Annotated in this window: 11 protein-coding genes; 3 read left to right on the forward strand and 8 right to left on the reverse strand. The window is 67.3% G+C overall.

What is annotated here, in order from left to right; genetic code table 11:
- Positions 1 to 23: 23 nt before the first annotated feature.
- From ASF81_RS04625 to ileS, 4 genes are all read right to left on the reverse strand, one after another.
- Positions 24 to 881, reverse strand: a complete 858-nt coding sequence (locus ASF81_RS04625) for a M23 family metallopeptidase (protein WP_055805560.1) — start codon at positions 879 to 881, stop codon at positions 24 to 26.
- Positions 878 to 1078, reverse strand: a complete 201-nt coding sequence (locus tag ASF81_RS04630; RefSeq protein ID WP_055805601.1) for a DUF2093 domain-containing protein — start codon at positions 1076 to 1078, stop codon at positions 878 to 880. The genes ASF81_RS04625 and ASF81_RS04630 overlap by 4 nt, the downstream gene beginning before the upstream one ends.
- A gap of 40 nt (positions 1079 to 1118) precedes the next feature.
- Positions 1119 to 2372, reverse strand: coding sequence for a cation:proton antiporter (locus ASF81_RS04635; protein ID WP_055805562.1), 1254 nt, complete (start codon positions 2370 to 2372; stop codon positions 1119 to 1121).
- Between the two features lie 717 nt (positions 2373 to 3089).
- On the reverse strand, positions 3090 to 6011 hold the full coding sequence (gene ileS, locus ASF81_RS04640; RefSeq protein WP_055805565.1) for an isoleucine--tRNA ligase: 2922 nt from the start codon (positions 6009 to 6011) through the stop codon (positions 3090 to 3092).
- Between the two features lie 302 nt (positions 6012 to 6313).
- On the opposite strand from ileS, the gene ASF81_RS04645 reads away from it, so the two are divergent.
- Positions 6314 to 7216: a hypothetical protein gene (locus ASF81_RS04645; RefSeq protein WP_235559236.1), complete on the forward strand. Its 903-nt coding sequence runs from the start codon at positions 6314 to 6316 to the stop codon at positions 7214 to 7216.
- A 128-nt stretch (positions 7217 to 7344) separates the two neighbouring features.
- Here the strand turns inward: ASF81_RS04645 and ASF81_RS04650 are convergent, their stop codons facing one another.
- The 4 genes from ASF81_RS04650 to hfaA form a co-directional block, all read right to left on the reverse strand.
- Positions 7345 to 10230 carry a pitrilysin family protein gene (locus ASF81_RS04650; protein WP_055805568.1) on the reverse strand — a complete coding sequence of 962 codons (2886 nt, stop codon included), beginning with the start codon at positions 10228 to 10230 and terminating at the stop codon, positions 7345 to 7347.
- 110 nt (positions 10231 to 10340) lie between these two features.
- The gene (gene hfaD, locus ASF81_RS04655) at positions 10341 to 11600 is read right to left on the reverse strand and encodes a holdfast anchor protein HfaD (protein WP_235559238.1); all 1260 of its coding nucleotides are present in this window, start codon (positions 11598 to 11600) and stop codon (positions 10341 to 10343) included.
- Complete coding sequence (gene hfaB, locus ASF81_RS04660; protein WP_055805574.1) at positions 11527 to 12543, reverse strand: holdfast anchoring protein HfaB; 1017 nt, start codon at positions 12541 to 12543, stop codon at positions 11527 to 11529. Before hfaB ends, hfaD begins: the two co-directional genes overlap by 74 nt.
- Entirely contained in the window at positions 12540 to 12980 is a 441-nt protein-coding gene (gene hfaA / locus ASF81_RS04665) for a holdfast anchoring protein HfaA (RefSeq protein ID WP_055754167.1), read from the reverse strand. The genes hfaB and hfaA overlap by 4 nt, the downstream gene beginning before the upstream one ends.
- 119 nt (positions 12981 to 13099) lie before the next feature.
- Between hfaA and ASF81_RS04670 the strand changes: the two genes are divergently transcribed.
- Complete coding sequence (locus ASF81_RS04670) at positions 13100 to 13771, forward strand: rhomboid family intramembrane serine protease (protein WP_200932878.1); 672 nt, start codon at positions 13100 to 13102, stop codon at positions 13769 to 13771.
- Positions 13772 to 13873: 102 nt separating this feature from the next.
- Positions 13874 to 14299 carry a CBS domain-containing protein gene (locus tag ASF81_RS04675; protein WP_055805580.1) on the forward strand — a complete coding sequence of 142 codons (426 nt, stop codon included), beginning with the start codon at positions 13874 to 13876 and terminating at the stop codon, positions 14297 to 14299.
- The last annotated feature ends 255 nt before the right edge of the window (positions 14300 to 14554 follow it).

Below are 14554 nucleotides of genomic sequence, written 5' to 3' on the forward strand. Positions count from 1 at the left end.
AGTCTCGCAAGAGGAGCCTCTGATCAGGCTAGACTTTCTGGAACACGCGCCCCGATCATGAGTGACGGATCCAGGTTGCGACCGCGCCATTTCATGCGCCAGCACAGGTGCGGACCGGTGGCGCGGCCGGTCATGCCGACACGGCCCAGCGGATCGCCGCGCCGGACGCGCTGGCCCAGCGCCACATCCAGCCGTGACTGATGCAGATAGCAGCTGATCAGGCCCTGGCCGTGGTCGATCAGGGTCAGGCCGCCCTCGAAATGCATGTCCGGGCGGACGAAGGCGATGCGGCCGTCGGCGGGGGCGCGGATCACGCTGCCCTGGGGGGCGGCCAGGTCGATGCCGTAGTGGGGCCGGGCGGGCGTTCCGTTCAGGACGCGCTGAGCGCCCCAGGCGCTGGAAACCCGATAGCTCTCCAGCGGCCAGACGAAACCGTCCTTGAAGTCGTCGGAGTCGATGCGGCTGGCGAAGCCTTCGGTCTTCAGCGCGATCTCCTGCTGGATGCGGGCCAGGAGGGCGGGATCGCTCGGCTCGACGGTCGAGGGCGGCAGGCCGTTCACGCTGGTCGAGGGGAAGGCGTAGGAGGCGATGTCGAGCGTGCGCCGGGCCGACCGGTCGCCGGACCGGGCTTCGATCTGGGTGGTCGGACCGGCGTCACGGTCGAAGCCGATCACGAAGAGGCCGGCGGCCGAGGCGGTGGTCAGGGCCTCGCCGTCGACGAAGATCAGGGCGCGCGGCGCGGTGCGGCCGAAGGCGTAGCCGCCCTGACGCCAGGCGCCGTTCAAGGCCAGCGGCAGGGCGTTGCGGTCTTCAGCCATCAGCGGCGCGGCGATCAGGCTGGCGCTCGCGCCGGTCAGCAGGGCGCGGCGCGACGGGATCATTTTTCGCCTTGCTGGGCCGCGATGAACTCGGCCGGGCCGAAATAGGGCTGCTGACGGCTGGGGCTCCAGTAGCGAAGGACTTCCAGCGGGATCGGTTTGTCCGTGACGGCGCAGCGCACGAAGCGGCCGGGCTTCAAGACGGCGAACTCGCCGTCGCCATAGTGAAGCACGGCCTGATCTGCGGCGATTTTGTCCATGAGCGAACGATAGCGGGCGGCGGGCGGCGCGGAAAGGGGCTCAGGGCGCCGCGACCGCATCCGTGATCGGGCCGTCCGCGGCTGCGGGTCGGATCGCGCCGGCGGCGGGCGGCTTCGGCCTTCCACCCATCCGGTCGGTGAACAGGAAGACGAAGGGGTTCAGCGAAATCGACAGCAGGGCGGCGGCCAGGATCAGGTCATGGGTCTCGCGGCTCATGGCGCCCAGGGACACGCCGAGCGCGGCCAGGATGAAGGAGAACTCGCCGATCTGGGCCAGGGACGCCGCGACGGTGAAGCCGGTCGGGCGATCCAGCTTGAAGGTCTTGGCGATGACCAGGGCCGCGACCGACTTGCCGACGATGACGATGCCCAGAACGCCCAGGACCGCCCACGGCTGGCGCACCACGATCATCGGGTCGAACAGCATGCCGACCGAAACGAAGAACAGCACGGCGAAGGCGTCGCGCAGGGGCAAGGACCGCTCGGCCGCATTGTGACCCAGGGGCGAGGCGTTCATCACCAGGCCGGCCAGGAAGGCGCCCAGCGCGAAGGAGTGGAACAGGAAATAGGCCAGCCAGGCGATGCCCAGGGCGATGGCGAGGACGCCCAGGGTGAAGAGTTCGCGCGACTTGGTGTGGGCGATGCGGATCAGCAGCCAGGGAATGACCTTGCCGCCGACCACCAGCATGCCGACGACGAACAGCACGACCTTGAGCAGGGTCAGGCCGACGTCTGCACCCAGGGCCGCAAAGTCCGTCTGGGTTCCAGCCGGAACCAGCACCATGGGCAGCATGACCAGGGCGATGACGATGACCAGATCCTCGACGATCAGCCAGCCCACGGCGATGCGGCCGATCTCGCCCTTGACCTGTTTGCGCTCCTCCAGCGCCCGCAGCAGGACGACCGTCGAGGCGACGGACAGGGCGAAGCCCATCAGCAGGGCCTCGACATCGCCCAGCCCCAGCACGAACCGGCCGAGCCCCCAGCCCAGCACGGTGGCGACAGCGATCTGAACGAGGGCGCCGGGGATGGCGACCTTGCGGACCTGCATCAGGTCCTTGGGCGAGAAGTGCAGGCCGACGCCGAACATCAGCAGAATGACGCCGATCTCGGCCAGTTGCGGCGCCAGTTGGGTGTCGGCGACGAAGCCGCCCGTATAGGGGCCGACGATCACGCCCGCGACGAGATAGCCCACCAGGGGCGACAGTTTCAGCCGATGCGCCAGCATGCCGAACACGAAGGCGAGGACGAAGCCCCCGACCAGGGTGAGAATCAGGCTGTCGGCATGCGGCATCAGGGCTCCTGTCGCGAGCGAAGGTGTGATTTGGGTAGGCTTTGCAGTTGGGGCGCGAGGGGCGGTTTGACAAGATGACGCAGTGTCGCGCGGGACTGAAAACGGCTTTGTCTTCGCGGCGTTCGGCCTGCGAAGTCTGGAGGGCTGGGCGGAGCGCCGGGCCTTCGCCCGGAGTGTGAGTTTGTAAGTACCGTTTCGACGAAGGATGTGACGCTCCGCGCGGGGGGTTGGCCTGCAAGCTCGGGGCGCCGAGCGGTGGCGGTCTTATCGCCTAACCCATAAGCCTGCGACGGGCGGGTCGGAGCAGCGATTCCCGATCCCGGTTCGGCCGAGTATCCCCCTCGACCCTGCGACGCGACTGCGGACGCCGGGGCGATTCCCCGACCGATCAGCCCCGGCGCCGCGATGGGATTTCACCATCGCCCCCGGCCAGGCGAGCCCTCCATGCGACGAGACGGGTGCATTATGCGGCCGTTTGACCCCTTGGATGGGAGAAGGCGGACATAAATCGGCAAGCGGTTGAAATCGCTGGGGAGGGGCCAGCGGCATTGCGATGGCTGAGCATCGTCTCCTCCCCATTCACGGGGAGGTGGCTCGAAGCGCAGCGGAGAGACGGAGGGGCTCTTCAGCGCATCCCCGACCTCTGTGGGACTGAAAGAGCCCCTCCACCGCTTCGCGGTCCCCCTCCCCACGCGTGGGGAGGAGACTTTGGTGCGATCAGGCGTGCGTCTGGTCCCAATACCGAACCGCATCGGCGTCGCGGGCCGAGAGGTCGGGGTAGGCGGGGTCGGAGCCGACGTCGGGGACGCGGCGCCAAGAGCGGGCGCATTTCGGGTAGTCGGCGACAGCGACCGTGACGGAGATGGTTTCGCCTTCGACAAGATCGGCGCCCGATGTGCGGAAGATCTCGGCAGCGTCGAGGCCTTCGAACGGGGCGAAGGCGGAGGCCGGGGCGGTGACGGTCGGCCACGCGTCAAGGGCGCCGCCGATCAGCTTCTCGCGGCGGGCGGCTTCAAGCGATTCATTGACCACTTCGAGAACCGTATTGATCGCCGCCCAACGCTCGGCCTCGGCCGGATTGCGCCATTCCGCCGGAGTGTCGGGGATGACCCGCGCGCAGTTGGAGCCCGCGTCCGGGAAGCGCGTGGTCCAGGCCTCTTCCATCGTGAACGGCGTCAGCGGGGCCAGCCAGGCGGTGAGGCGCATGAAGACTTCGTGCATCACCGTGCGGGCGGCGCGGCGACGCAAGGCATTGGGGCGGTCGCAGTAGAGGGCGTCCTTGCGGATGTCGAAATACAGGGCCGACAGGTCGCCGGCGCAGAACTCCAGCACCGGACGGACGACGTCCTGGAAGCGGTATTCGCCGTAAGCCGCACGGACCTGAGCGTCCAACTCGTGCAGGCGGTGCAGGACGAACTTCTCAAGCGGCGGCATCTGGTCCAGCGGCAGGCGTTCTGCCTCATTGAAATCGGCCAGGGCGCCCAGCAGATAGCGAACGGTGTTGCGAAGCTTGCGATAGGCGTCGACCGTCGTCTGCAGGATCTGTTTGCCGATCCGCTGGTCGTCCGAATAGTCGACCAGGGCGACCCACAGGCGCAGGATGTCGGCGCCGGATTCCTTGATGATGGTCAGGGGGTCGGTCGTATTGCCCTTGGACTTGGACATCTTCTCCCCCTTCTCGTCGAGGGTGAAGCCGTGGGTCAGGACCGCCTTGAACGGGGCGCGGCCGCGCGTGCCGCAGCCTTCCAGCAGGGACGACTGGAACCAGCCGCGGTGCTGGTCGGAGCCTTCCAGATAGAGGTCGGCGGGCCAGTGAGCGGGACGGTCGCCGGCGTAGCCGTTTTCCGGCAGGCGCGGGTCGAGCGTGAAGGCGTGGGTCGAACCGGAGTCGAACCAGACGTCCAGAATGTCCTCGACCTTTTCGTAGCGGGCCGGGTCGTGGGCGCCCAGGAAATCGCTGTCCGGCGCGGTGAACCAGATGTCGGCGCCGTGTTCGGCGACGGCCGCGACGATGCGGGCGTCGACCTCGGGGTCATGCAGGGGCTGGCCCGTCTGCTTGTCGATGAACATGGCGAGCGGCGTGCCCCATGCGCGCTGGCGGCTGACCAGCCAGTCGGGACGGCCTTCGACCATCGAGCGGATGCGGTTCTTGCCGGCGACGGGATGGAAGGCGGTGGCGTCGATGGCGTTCAGCGCCGTCTCGCGCAGGGTGTCGCCGCTCTTCAGCGGCTGATCCATGCGGATGAACCACTGGGGCGTATTGCGGAAGATGATCGGGGCCTTGGAGCGCCAGCTGTGCGGATACGAATGCTCCAGTCGTCCGCGCGCCAAGAGGTTGCCGGCCTCAATCAGCTTTTCCATCACCGCGCCGTTGGCGGGGCCGAACTTGCCGGTCTTCTTGCCTTCGGTCTCCAGCACCTTCAGGCCCGCGAACAGGGGGACACCGGGGTAGTAGGCGCCGTCGGGATCGACGGTGTCGGGCACCTCGTGATGACCGTGGGCCTTCCAGACCTCGAAGTCGTCGGCGCCGTGGCCGGGCGCGGTGTGGACGAAGCCGGTGCCGGCGTCGTCGGTGACGTGGTCGCCAGCCAGCAGGGGCACGGAGAAGCCGTAGCCGCCGTCGAGCGCGGCCAGCGGGTGCGCGGTCTCAAGGCCCGACGGATTGATGTCGTAGACGCGGGTCCAGGCGGCGATCTTTGCGGCCTTGAACACGTCCTCGGCCAGCTTGTCGGCCAGGATCAGGCGGTCGCCGGGCTTGGCCCACGGCGCGAACTCTAGGCCTTCCTCCATGGCCGTGACTTCATACAGGCCATAGGCGATCTCGGGGCCGTAGCTGATGGCGCGGTTGGCCGGGATGGTCCAGGGCGTGGTCGTCCAGATGACGATGGACGGGGTGCTGGAGCGGAAGGCCAGGAGGTCGTCGGGATGGTCGTCGGACATGGCCGTGACCGGGAACTTGACCCAGATGGTCGGGCTGACGTGGTCGTGGTACTCGATCTCGGCGTCGGCCAGGGCGGTGCGCTCGACCGGCGACCACATGACCGGCTTGGAGCCGCGATACAGCTGGCCCGAGGTCTTGAACTTGTGGAACTCGGCGACGATGGCCGCTTCGGAGGTGAAGTCCATGGTGGCGTAGCGGTTGGCGAAGTCGCCGACGATGCCCAGCCGGTGGAACTGATCCTTTTGCAGGTCGATGTATTTGCCGGCGTATTCACGGCAGGCGCGGCGGAACTCGTCCTTGGACACCTCGTCCTTGCGGCGGCCCTTGGCGCGGAACTGCTCCTCGATCTTCCACTCGATCGGCAGGCCGTGGCAGTCCCAGCCGGGGACGTAGTCGACGTCGTAGCCGAGGAGGAAGCGCGACCGGACGACGAAGTCCTTCAGCGTCTTGTTCAGCGCATGGCCGATGTGGATGTCGCCGTTGGCGTAGGGCGGGCCGTCGTGAAGAACGTAGAGGGGGGCGTTCTGCTGCTGCCGCTCGGCGCGTAGGGCGCCGTAAAGGTCGCCCCACTGTTCCAGGATGACCGGCTCCTTCTGGGGCAGGCCGCCGCGCATGGGGAAGGGGGTCTCGGGCAGGAAGACGGTGTCGCGATAGTCGCGGGCGGTGGACTCAGAGGTGTTTTCGGTGGCGTCGGCCATGGGTCGTCTCGGCGTCTTGAAAAATAGGTCGCTGTCTTCGTTCGCCCGATCATCAGGGCGGTCTTCCCGGCGTGCACGGGGCCATCAGGCCCAGGAGCGCTACGCCGGGCGGCTAATCGAAATCAGGCGAATGGAGACGCGGACGGTCATTGTGCGGGCGGTCTAGCAGACGGATGCGGCATTGCGCCATCCCGAAGCGCAGGCCTCATCAACGGAAACGAAAGGCTTTTGCGGTTTTGTGACGGGAGGATTGGCCGGAATCTTGTTCGGCCGACACGATATTCGCTTGGGAGTTCCCGCCGATGCGGCTGCGGATCACGAAATGGATGCTGGGCCTGGCGGCCGGTCTCGCCGTCTCGGCGGGCGCCGGAGCCGCGCTGGCGCAATGCACATCCGGCTGCCAGCCGCCGCCCTGCACCTCGTGCGAGCCGCCGCCTCCGCCCGAGCCGCCGCCTTGCAACGGCGGTGGAAATTGCGGTCCTGGCGGCGGTGGAAACTGGAACGGCAACATCAACACCAACGTCAATGTGAACGTGAACCTTGGCGCGAGCGCCAATGCGAACGCGGGCGCCGGGGCCAACGCCAACGCGGGCGCGCGGTCCTATGTCAATGCGCGGGCCGGCGGGTTCTCGGGCAGCTTCGGCGGAGGCGGCGGCGCGGCCTATGTCAGCGTCGATCAACCCTATCCGACCACCATCCAGGGCCTGGCCGTCGAGGGCGTGATCGCCCAGACCGTGCGCACCCCCTACAGCGCCTTCCGCAGCATGATGAAGCGGGTCGTCATCCAGGCCGTCTGCATCGACGACCGCCAGGTGCCGCACCCCGCCTCACAAGTGCGGCCGGACCGCGAGATCGCCGAAGGGTTCGAAGGCGAGCTGTATCGCTGCCTGTCGGGCACATGGCTGCAGGCGACCATCGCCGACTACAATGGCGACATCAGCTTCGATCACGGCACGACCCTGACCTGCCGCAAGCATGAGGCGCTGTGGTACGGAACGGGCGGCAAGCTGGAATGCCGGCCCGAGAAGCCAGAGCGGGATTGCAACGAGCGTTCGCTGCTGCGTCGCTACGGCGCCGGGATCAAGATCCTGACGATGTACCGCGAAGAGGAATACACGGAATACCGCGAAGAACAGGTCGAGAGCGCGACCGTGCTGACCGGGGTGATCACCTTGGACGGCGGCGTCGGCGGCCGGGTCTTCTGAACCGGACCTAACCACGCCCGTTCAGCCGCCGATCAGGCGGAACATGAGATAAGTCGACCGTCGGCTCTCCGTCGACGATCCTGACGACTGGCCCCGGTTCGCGAGAACCGGGGCCTTTTTCGTGGGCGTTACTGGGCCGCCGGCTGAGCCGTGACGGTGGCGCGCCAGGCGCTGTCGGACTGCAGATACTGGCGAGCCAGGGCCTGAAGGTCGGCGGCGGTGACGGCTTCCAGGGTGGCGATCTGGTTGCGGGTCTGGTCCAGCGTCGCCGGATCGCTCTGGGCCTGCGACAGTTGGGTCAGCCAATAGCCATTGTCGGCCATGCTGCGACGGATGCGCTCGACGGCCGGGCGACGGGCGCGGTTCAGTTCGTCCTCGCTGATCGGCTTGTCGCGCAGGTCGGCGGCGATGGCGTTGACCGTCTCGAACAGCTTGGGCAGGGCGGCCGGCGGGGTTTCCGCAGTCACCGAGATGAAGCCGTAGCCCGGATAGGTGTCCGAGGCGGTCGAGCCGGCGCTGGGCGAATAGGCCAGGCCCTGCTTCTCGCGGATTTCGTCGTTTAGGCGCAGTTGCAGGACGTCCGACAGGATCGACAGCTGACGCGCGGTCTTGCGATCCTCGACCTGATCGGTGGTCGGCCAGGCGACGAAGCCCAGCGCCTGTTCGGCGGGTCCGGTGTGATACAGCTGGACCGGCGTAGCGGTCGGGGCCGGGAACTTGCGCACCGTCGAGCCGGCGGGCGGTGTGGGCGCCTGACCGCGCGAGGGCAGGGCGCCGAAGGTCGAGCCGACGGCGGCGATGACCGCGTCGACGTCGACGTCGCCGACGACGGTGATCTCGACCGGACCCTGGGCCAGGGCCGAGCGAACGCCCGAGCGGATGTCGTCGATCTGGATCGCGGCGATCTGTTCGGCCGTCGGGGTCGTCTCACGTGCATCGCCGCTGGCCAGCAGGCCCGAGGCGTCGCGTTGGAAGACGCCGCGCGGCGTGGCGCCCAGCTGGGCCAGGATCTGCGGGAACATGGCCTTGGTCTGTTCGAACGAGGCGCCGCGCAGACCCGGATCGGTGAGATAGGCGGCCAGGACCTGAAGCTCCAGCTGGAGATCGGCGGGCTTGGTGGCGCCGGCGAAGATGTAGGCGTCGCCGGCCTGATTGACTGCGGCGCTGTAGGTGCGTCCGCTGAGGACGCGGTTCATTTCGTCCAGGCTGAGCTTGCCCAGACCGCCGGGGGCCAGGACGGTGCTGGCCATCGACAGGGGCGACAGGGTGTCGGCAGGCAGGCCCAGTTCACCGAGACCGGTGCGGGCGCTGACCAGAATCTGATCGGCGCGGAAGTCGGTCTTCTTGATGTTCAGCAAAGTCCCGTTCGGGAAGCGAACCAGGGTCGCGCCCAGATCTGCGACTTCCGAACGGGCGGCGGGGACCGCCGGGGCGCCGAAGTTGTCATAAGGCCATTTCAGTTCGGCCTCGGCGGCGCGGGCCTGAACCGGCGTATTGCGCGAGGCCTCCAGCGCAGCGGTGACGGCGGCCTCGCCGCCCTCGACCGGGTCGGGGGAGCTGAACAGCAGCAGCGGGCCCTGGCCCTCGAACACCGCCTTGGTGGCCTGATTGACCTGATCGACGGTCAGGCCTTCGACGGCTTTGTTGAAGAGATCGAGGTTGGTCTGGGGCGCGCTGAAGACCTGGTCGTCGTTGACGGCGCCCAGGAGGCCGGTCGCCAGGGCCGGGGTCGAACGGGTCGCGGCCGATGCGACAGCGTTCTGAAGCGCGGTGCGGGTGTTGACGATTTCGCGCTGAAGCTCGGCGTCGCTGACGCCGTACTCCGCCAGACGACGGCTTTCCTGCTCAACGCTTTCCAGCGCACGCTGCCAGCCGCCGGGATTGAAGGCGACCGACAGGGTGCCGGCGTCCAGGCTGTCGAACAGCGACTGATAACCGGCGCCGGCGCCGATGAAGGGCGGGTTGTCGGCGCGAGCGATCTCGCCCAGGCGACGGTTCAGCACGGCCAGACCCAGGCCGCGACGGACGTCGGCGGCGCGTTCGGCGGCCGTGTCGGGGCTGAGGTCCGGGGCCTTGATCCAGTTAATCTGGATCGAGGACTGGATGCCCGGCTCGACCAGGATGCTGGTCTGCGGTTGACGCGGGGCGACGGTTCCCAGGTCGGGCTCCGGACCATCGGCGGCGGTCGGCTTCCAATCGCCAAAGGCGGCCCGGACCTTGGCCTCCATCGCATCCACGTCGAAGTCGCCCACGGCGATGAAGGTGGCGCGCGAGGGGCGATAGTAAGCGTCGTAGAAGTCGACGAAGCGCTGGCGCGGTGCGGTGCGGATGATGTCGAGGTCGCCGATCGGCAGGCGTTCCGACAGACGCTGGCCGGGCGCCAGCAGGCCGAGCTGGGTCTTCAGCACGCGCAGTTGCGGCGTGTCGCGGGTGCGTTCCTCGCCGACGATGACGCCGCGCTCGGAATCGATGGCGTCCGGCGCCATCAGGGCCGCCGACATCATCTCACGCAGGATGTGCAGGCTGGGATCGACCGTCTCGTCCTTGGTGTTGGGCAGCTCCAGCATATAGGCGGTCTGGTCGAAGCTGGTGAAGGCGTTGGTGTCGGCGCCGAAGGCCAGGCCCAGGCGCTCGAGGATGCGCAACATCTCGTTTTCCGGCACGTCCTTGGTGCCGTTGAAGGCCATGTGCTCCATGAAGTGAGCCAGACCCTTCTGATCGTCGCGCTCCATCAGCGAGCCGGCGTCAATGCGCAGGCGGAACGAGGCCTGCCCCGGAGGCGTCGCATTGTGCAGCAGGGCGTAGCGCATGCCGTTGGGCAGCAGGCCGTAACGGACGGCCGGGTCGGCGGGAATGTCGCTGGCGGCCTGGGCCCAGGGGGCGGACGGCGCGACCTGACCGGCGGCGGCCGCAGCGGGCGGCGCAGTTTGGGCGAGAGCAGGGGCGGCAAACGCCCCGGTGGTCAGGGCCAGTCCCGAGACGGCGACAAGCAGTAGATGACGCGCAGAACGCATAGTATCACTCCGAAACCGCAACCCCCGATGGCGCGATGCCGGATGTGTAAAGTGTGCTTGCCTTCGCCACAAGCGGGGCTGGCGAACCTTACCGACTTGTCATGTTCGGATCAGCCGCCGGGGCGGCTGATGTAGAAGCTGGCGCTGTTGCCGACGGCGTTGGCGCCCACCACGGCTGTGCGTCCGGACGAGACCGTGGTATTGGTGGTCGCGGTGACATTGCCGCTGTTGGTCTGGTTGTTGTTGACGTTGACGTCGCCGCCGCACTGGGAACAGGCATAGCCCGTCACCGCATTGCCGACGGCGTCGGAGCCGACATAGGCGTCATAGCCGTTGACGCCGACATAGGTCGCGTTGGCCTCGACCCCGCCGGTGTTCAACTGGGTGTTGTCCAGCTTCAGATAGATGTCGTTGTTGCCGGCGACGGTCTCGTTGGCGACGCTGCGGGCCGCCAGAACCGTCTGGCCCTGGAGGTTGGTCTGGACGCGGGCGTCGGCGCGGACGCGGCCGGCGTTCGCCTGGTCCGTCTGGATCAGCATGGAGCCGCCGGCGTTGGCGGTGATCGCCTGATTGGCCCCGGCGTTGGCGCCGACCGTCAGGTCCCAGCCGTTGTCGACATAGACGTCGGTGCGCGCCTCGGTCGTCGAGGCGGCGTTGGACTGGCGGATGGCCAGATCCTGGTGCGAGGCGCCGGTCGTATTGGTCTGGACCGCATTGGCGACGGCCTGGGACGAGAAGGTCGCAGGCGCGGGGATGTATTGAACGTCGGCGACGGTCTCGGCGGAGACGGTGGTCTGGGCCCTCTGGTCGATGACGCCGGTCAGGGACGAGGAGGGGCCGCCCAGGGCGACGGCGTTGGCGACGGCGGTGCTGGTCGCGAAACCACCCTGCAGAACGCGGCCGTTCGGCGCCTGAACATAGGTTCCGGCCTCGACCCGGTCGCCGGTCGCGGACTGGCTCGAGTCCACGGCGAAGGTTGCGCGATCGGTGGTGACGCCGAGATAGTTGCCGCGCGCGGTCGTATCGACGCTGAGCTGACCGTCGGCTTCTCCGTTCACGATAACGGTGCTGGGGGCCACAGTGGCTCCGGTCATCGACTGGCGCGACACCAGGCTGGCCGACGTCCCCGTAACCCCACCCGAGAGCGCATTGCCCTGGGCGCTAGTGCTGACCGTAAGCTGGTCCACAGACACATTGAGATCGACTTGGCCGGTGACGTCGCCGGTCTGGGTCTGGGTGCTGGAGCAGGTTTCGCCGGCTTGCGGGTCGCAGGTCGGCGTTTGCTGGGCGCTCGCCTCAGTGGCGAGCGCGGCGAACGTCGCCGTCGCGGCCATCATGCCAACGAGACGGATCGGCGCGGGTCTGGCCATTGTTGGTGTCCTGAGTGGGATAGGCCGGATAATAGCCGCCGGTCGGGCCGACCGTGGAATCGCCGAGCGGGTCGTTAGCGGGGTTCAGGCAGATTTCGGGGCCGGGCGCGCCATAGAGGTTGGCCATGAACTCGACCGTGGCCCGTTCGACCAGGGCGCGGACCGCCAGTTGCGTCGGCTCCATCCCGCCGGTGCCGGCCGAGATGTCGAAGACGTTGCCGTTCAGGAAGTCGAAGACGCCCGCCGAGATTTCGCGCCCGATGATCTGCTTCTGATAGGAGACGACATCGACGACCTCGAGCGTGGTCGTCTGGACCAGGCGCAGATCCATGGCGATGTTCATCACATAGACGCGGTGATTGACGATGCCCGAGCCGGGTCGGTTGCTGTCCACCTCGCCGCCGGCGATGTCGAAGCCGCCGGAGCGGATGTTGTAATTCACCTCAGTGATGCCGCCGACGACATAGAAGTCAGAGCCCGGCACCTGGCCTGCCAGGATACGGCGGTACTGGGTGTCCTCTGGCCCCTTGGCGTCGGGAGCCTGGTCGCCGATTAGCTTGTTGTTGGCGTAGCGCAGCTCAAGCTCGGACACCGAGGTGTCGTAGCGTTCGACGATGCGGGCGCCGGCCTTGGCCAGCGCCGAGTTGGCCATCAGGGAGGCGCCGCCGGTGATCTGGCGACCGCCATCGGACGACACCGTGCCGGTGTAGTCGCTGATCCGGCCCACGGCCATGCGCGGCGAGGGCAGGTTGTAGCGACGGGCGTAGTCGGCCAGGCAATACAGCGCGGCGGAATAGGGCGTGGGGTTTGCGGTCACCGGCGCATTGCCGATCGGCGTCGCATATTGCCCCGACGGACCCGCGACGGGGCTGACGCAGCCGGCGAGCAGAAGGGCGACGGCCGAGACGGCGGCGGACCCCTTGATGAGATGACGGCGGCTCATGGCAGGTTGATATTCCCGTTCAGGGCCGTACCGGCGTTGATGGCGCCGGTATTGGTCTGGGTCGAGTTGACGATGACGGTGTTCCGGCTGCCCTGGACCACCACGTTCAGCTGATTGCCGATGGCGGTGGAGCCGCCGATGGTCGTGCCGCCGTTGCTGGACGCGCCTGCGCCGGCATAGGCCGAGGCCGCGCCGCCGGACTGGCTGGAATAGGATGAAGCGCCGGACTGGATGATGCCGTTGACGATCAGACGATTGCCGTTGGCGTCACGCGTATAGCCGGTCGCCGCCGTATTGGCGGCCGTTCGCGCGCCGCCATAGCCCTGCTGGAAGCGCGAAGCGCCGCCCGAACCCGTCGACTGCGCAATCGCCGGCACGCTCGCAGCGGCGGCGAAGGCCATGACGGCGGTGGATACAAACAGCCTCTTGGCGGGCATTCCGGGGTTCCTCGCGCACAAACGAACGCCGGACCACGAGCGTGATCCGCACCCCAACCTGCATTAAGGTTATTAAGAAGCGCTTGATGTGACGCAGGTCACTGAGCATTTGTGGCGTCATGTCAGACGCATCCGGTCGATTCGATCCGCCGAACAGCCGCCCGGCGCGAGAGCCGATGTTCAACGTGCCGCTGGTCGTGCTGCTTATCGTGGCATCGATGCCGACGCTGTATCTGTTCCAGCGCGACCTGCCCGAAATGGGCATGAGCATGGCGTTTGCGCCCATTGATCTGGAACGGGGACGGTGGGGCGGGCTGCTCACGGCCATGCTGCTGCACGGCGGCTGGACACACGCGATCATGAATGCGGTGGCGGCGCTGGCGTTCGGGACGCCGGTGGCGCGGCTGTTCGGGACCAAGGTTGGTCCGACGGTCTTTCTGCTTTTCTATCTGGTCTGCGGCGTGTTGGCGTCGTTGGGCTATGGACTGATCCACTGGGGATCCAGCGAGCCGATGGTCGGTGCGTCCGGCGCCGTCTTCGGCCTGATCGGCGCCGCGACACGACTGCTGGGCGGACAGGGCAGGGTCCTGCCGATGGGTGATCGCCGCGTGATCGGCGCGGCCATCACCTGGATGGCGGTCAACGCCGTGACCGGAATGATTGGCGGACTACCCGGCGCCGAAGGGGCCAGGATCGCCTGGGAGGCCCACGCGGTCGGCTTCATCGTTGGCTTTTTGGCCATCGGTCCCTTGGGGCGGATGTTCGGAACGGGCGCCGCGCCTCATCCTTGAGGCGCGTTGATTCCGGACGGGGGGTGAGCGATCATCGCTCCCTGAGCGGCCCTGTCGCCATTCCGGCCCTGCGGTCGTCTCTTATAGAGAGAAGGGACCGCGATGTTCGTCGCCGAAATCCTCAAGACCAAGGGAAACGCTGTCTTCTCCATCGCGCCGGATATGACGGTGACGCAGGCGTGCGCAGAATTGGAGCAGAAGCGGGTAGGGGCGCTGGTCGTCTGTGACGGCGACCGCGTGGTCGGCGTGTTTTCCGAACGCGATGTGGTCAAGGCGTTGGCGGCCGATGGCGCCGAGGCGCTGGCGCGTCCTGTCGCCGACTATATGACGGCCAAGGTGATCTATGCCGAACCGGCCGAGGAGATGTCGGCCTTGATGACCCGAATGACCGATCGGCGCATCCGGCATCTGCCGGTCATGCAGGCGGATCGTCTGGTCGGCGTCATCTCCATCGGCGACGTGGTGAAGTGCCAGATCGCCGAACACGCCCATGAGGCCGAGAGCTTGCGGACCTATATTGCAGGCTGAGAGGCGCGTGCGCCGCTGGCCGATTCCGGTTTTGCGAGAAACTTCCCCCGGACTGTCAGAATCCGCTTGCTGACAAATCCGCCTCTCCGTATAGAGCCGCCTCGCTCGGAAACGGGCCGGCCGGCGGGGCGGCGGGGATGACAATCTCCACTGTCCCACGGAAGAAAGAAGCGAAAAACTTCTTGCTTTCATCGGTTGGTTTCACTAGGTTCCGCGCTCCAATCGAATCGCCGACGGGTTTTCAGAGGTAAGCCT

The sequence above is a fragment of the Brevundimonas sp. Leaf168 genome (assembly GCF_001423685.1).
GTDB lineage: Bacteria > Pseudomonadota > Alphaproteobacteria > Caulobacterales > Caulobacteraceae > Brevundimonas > Brevundimonas vesicularis_C.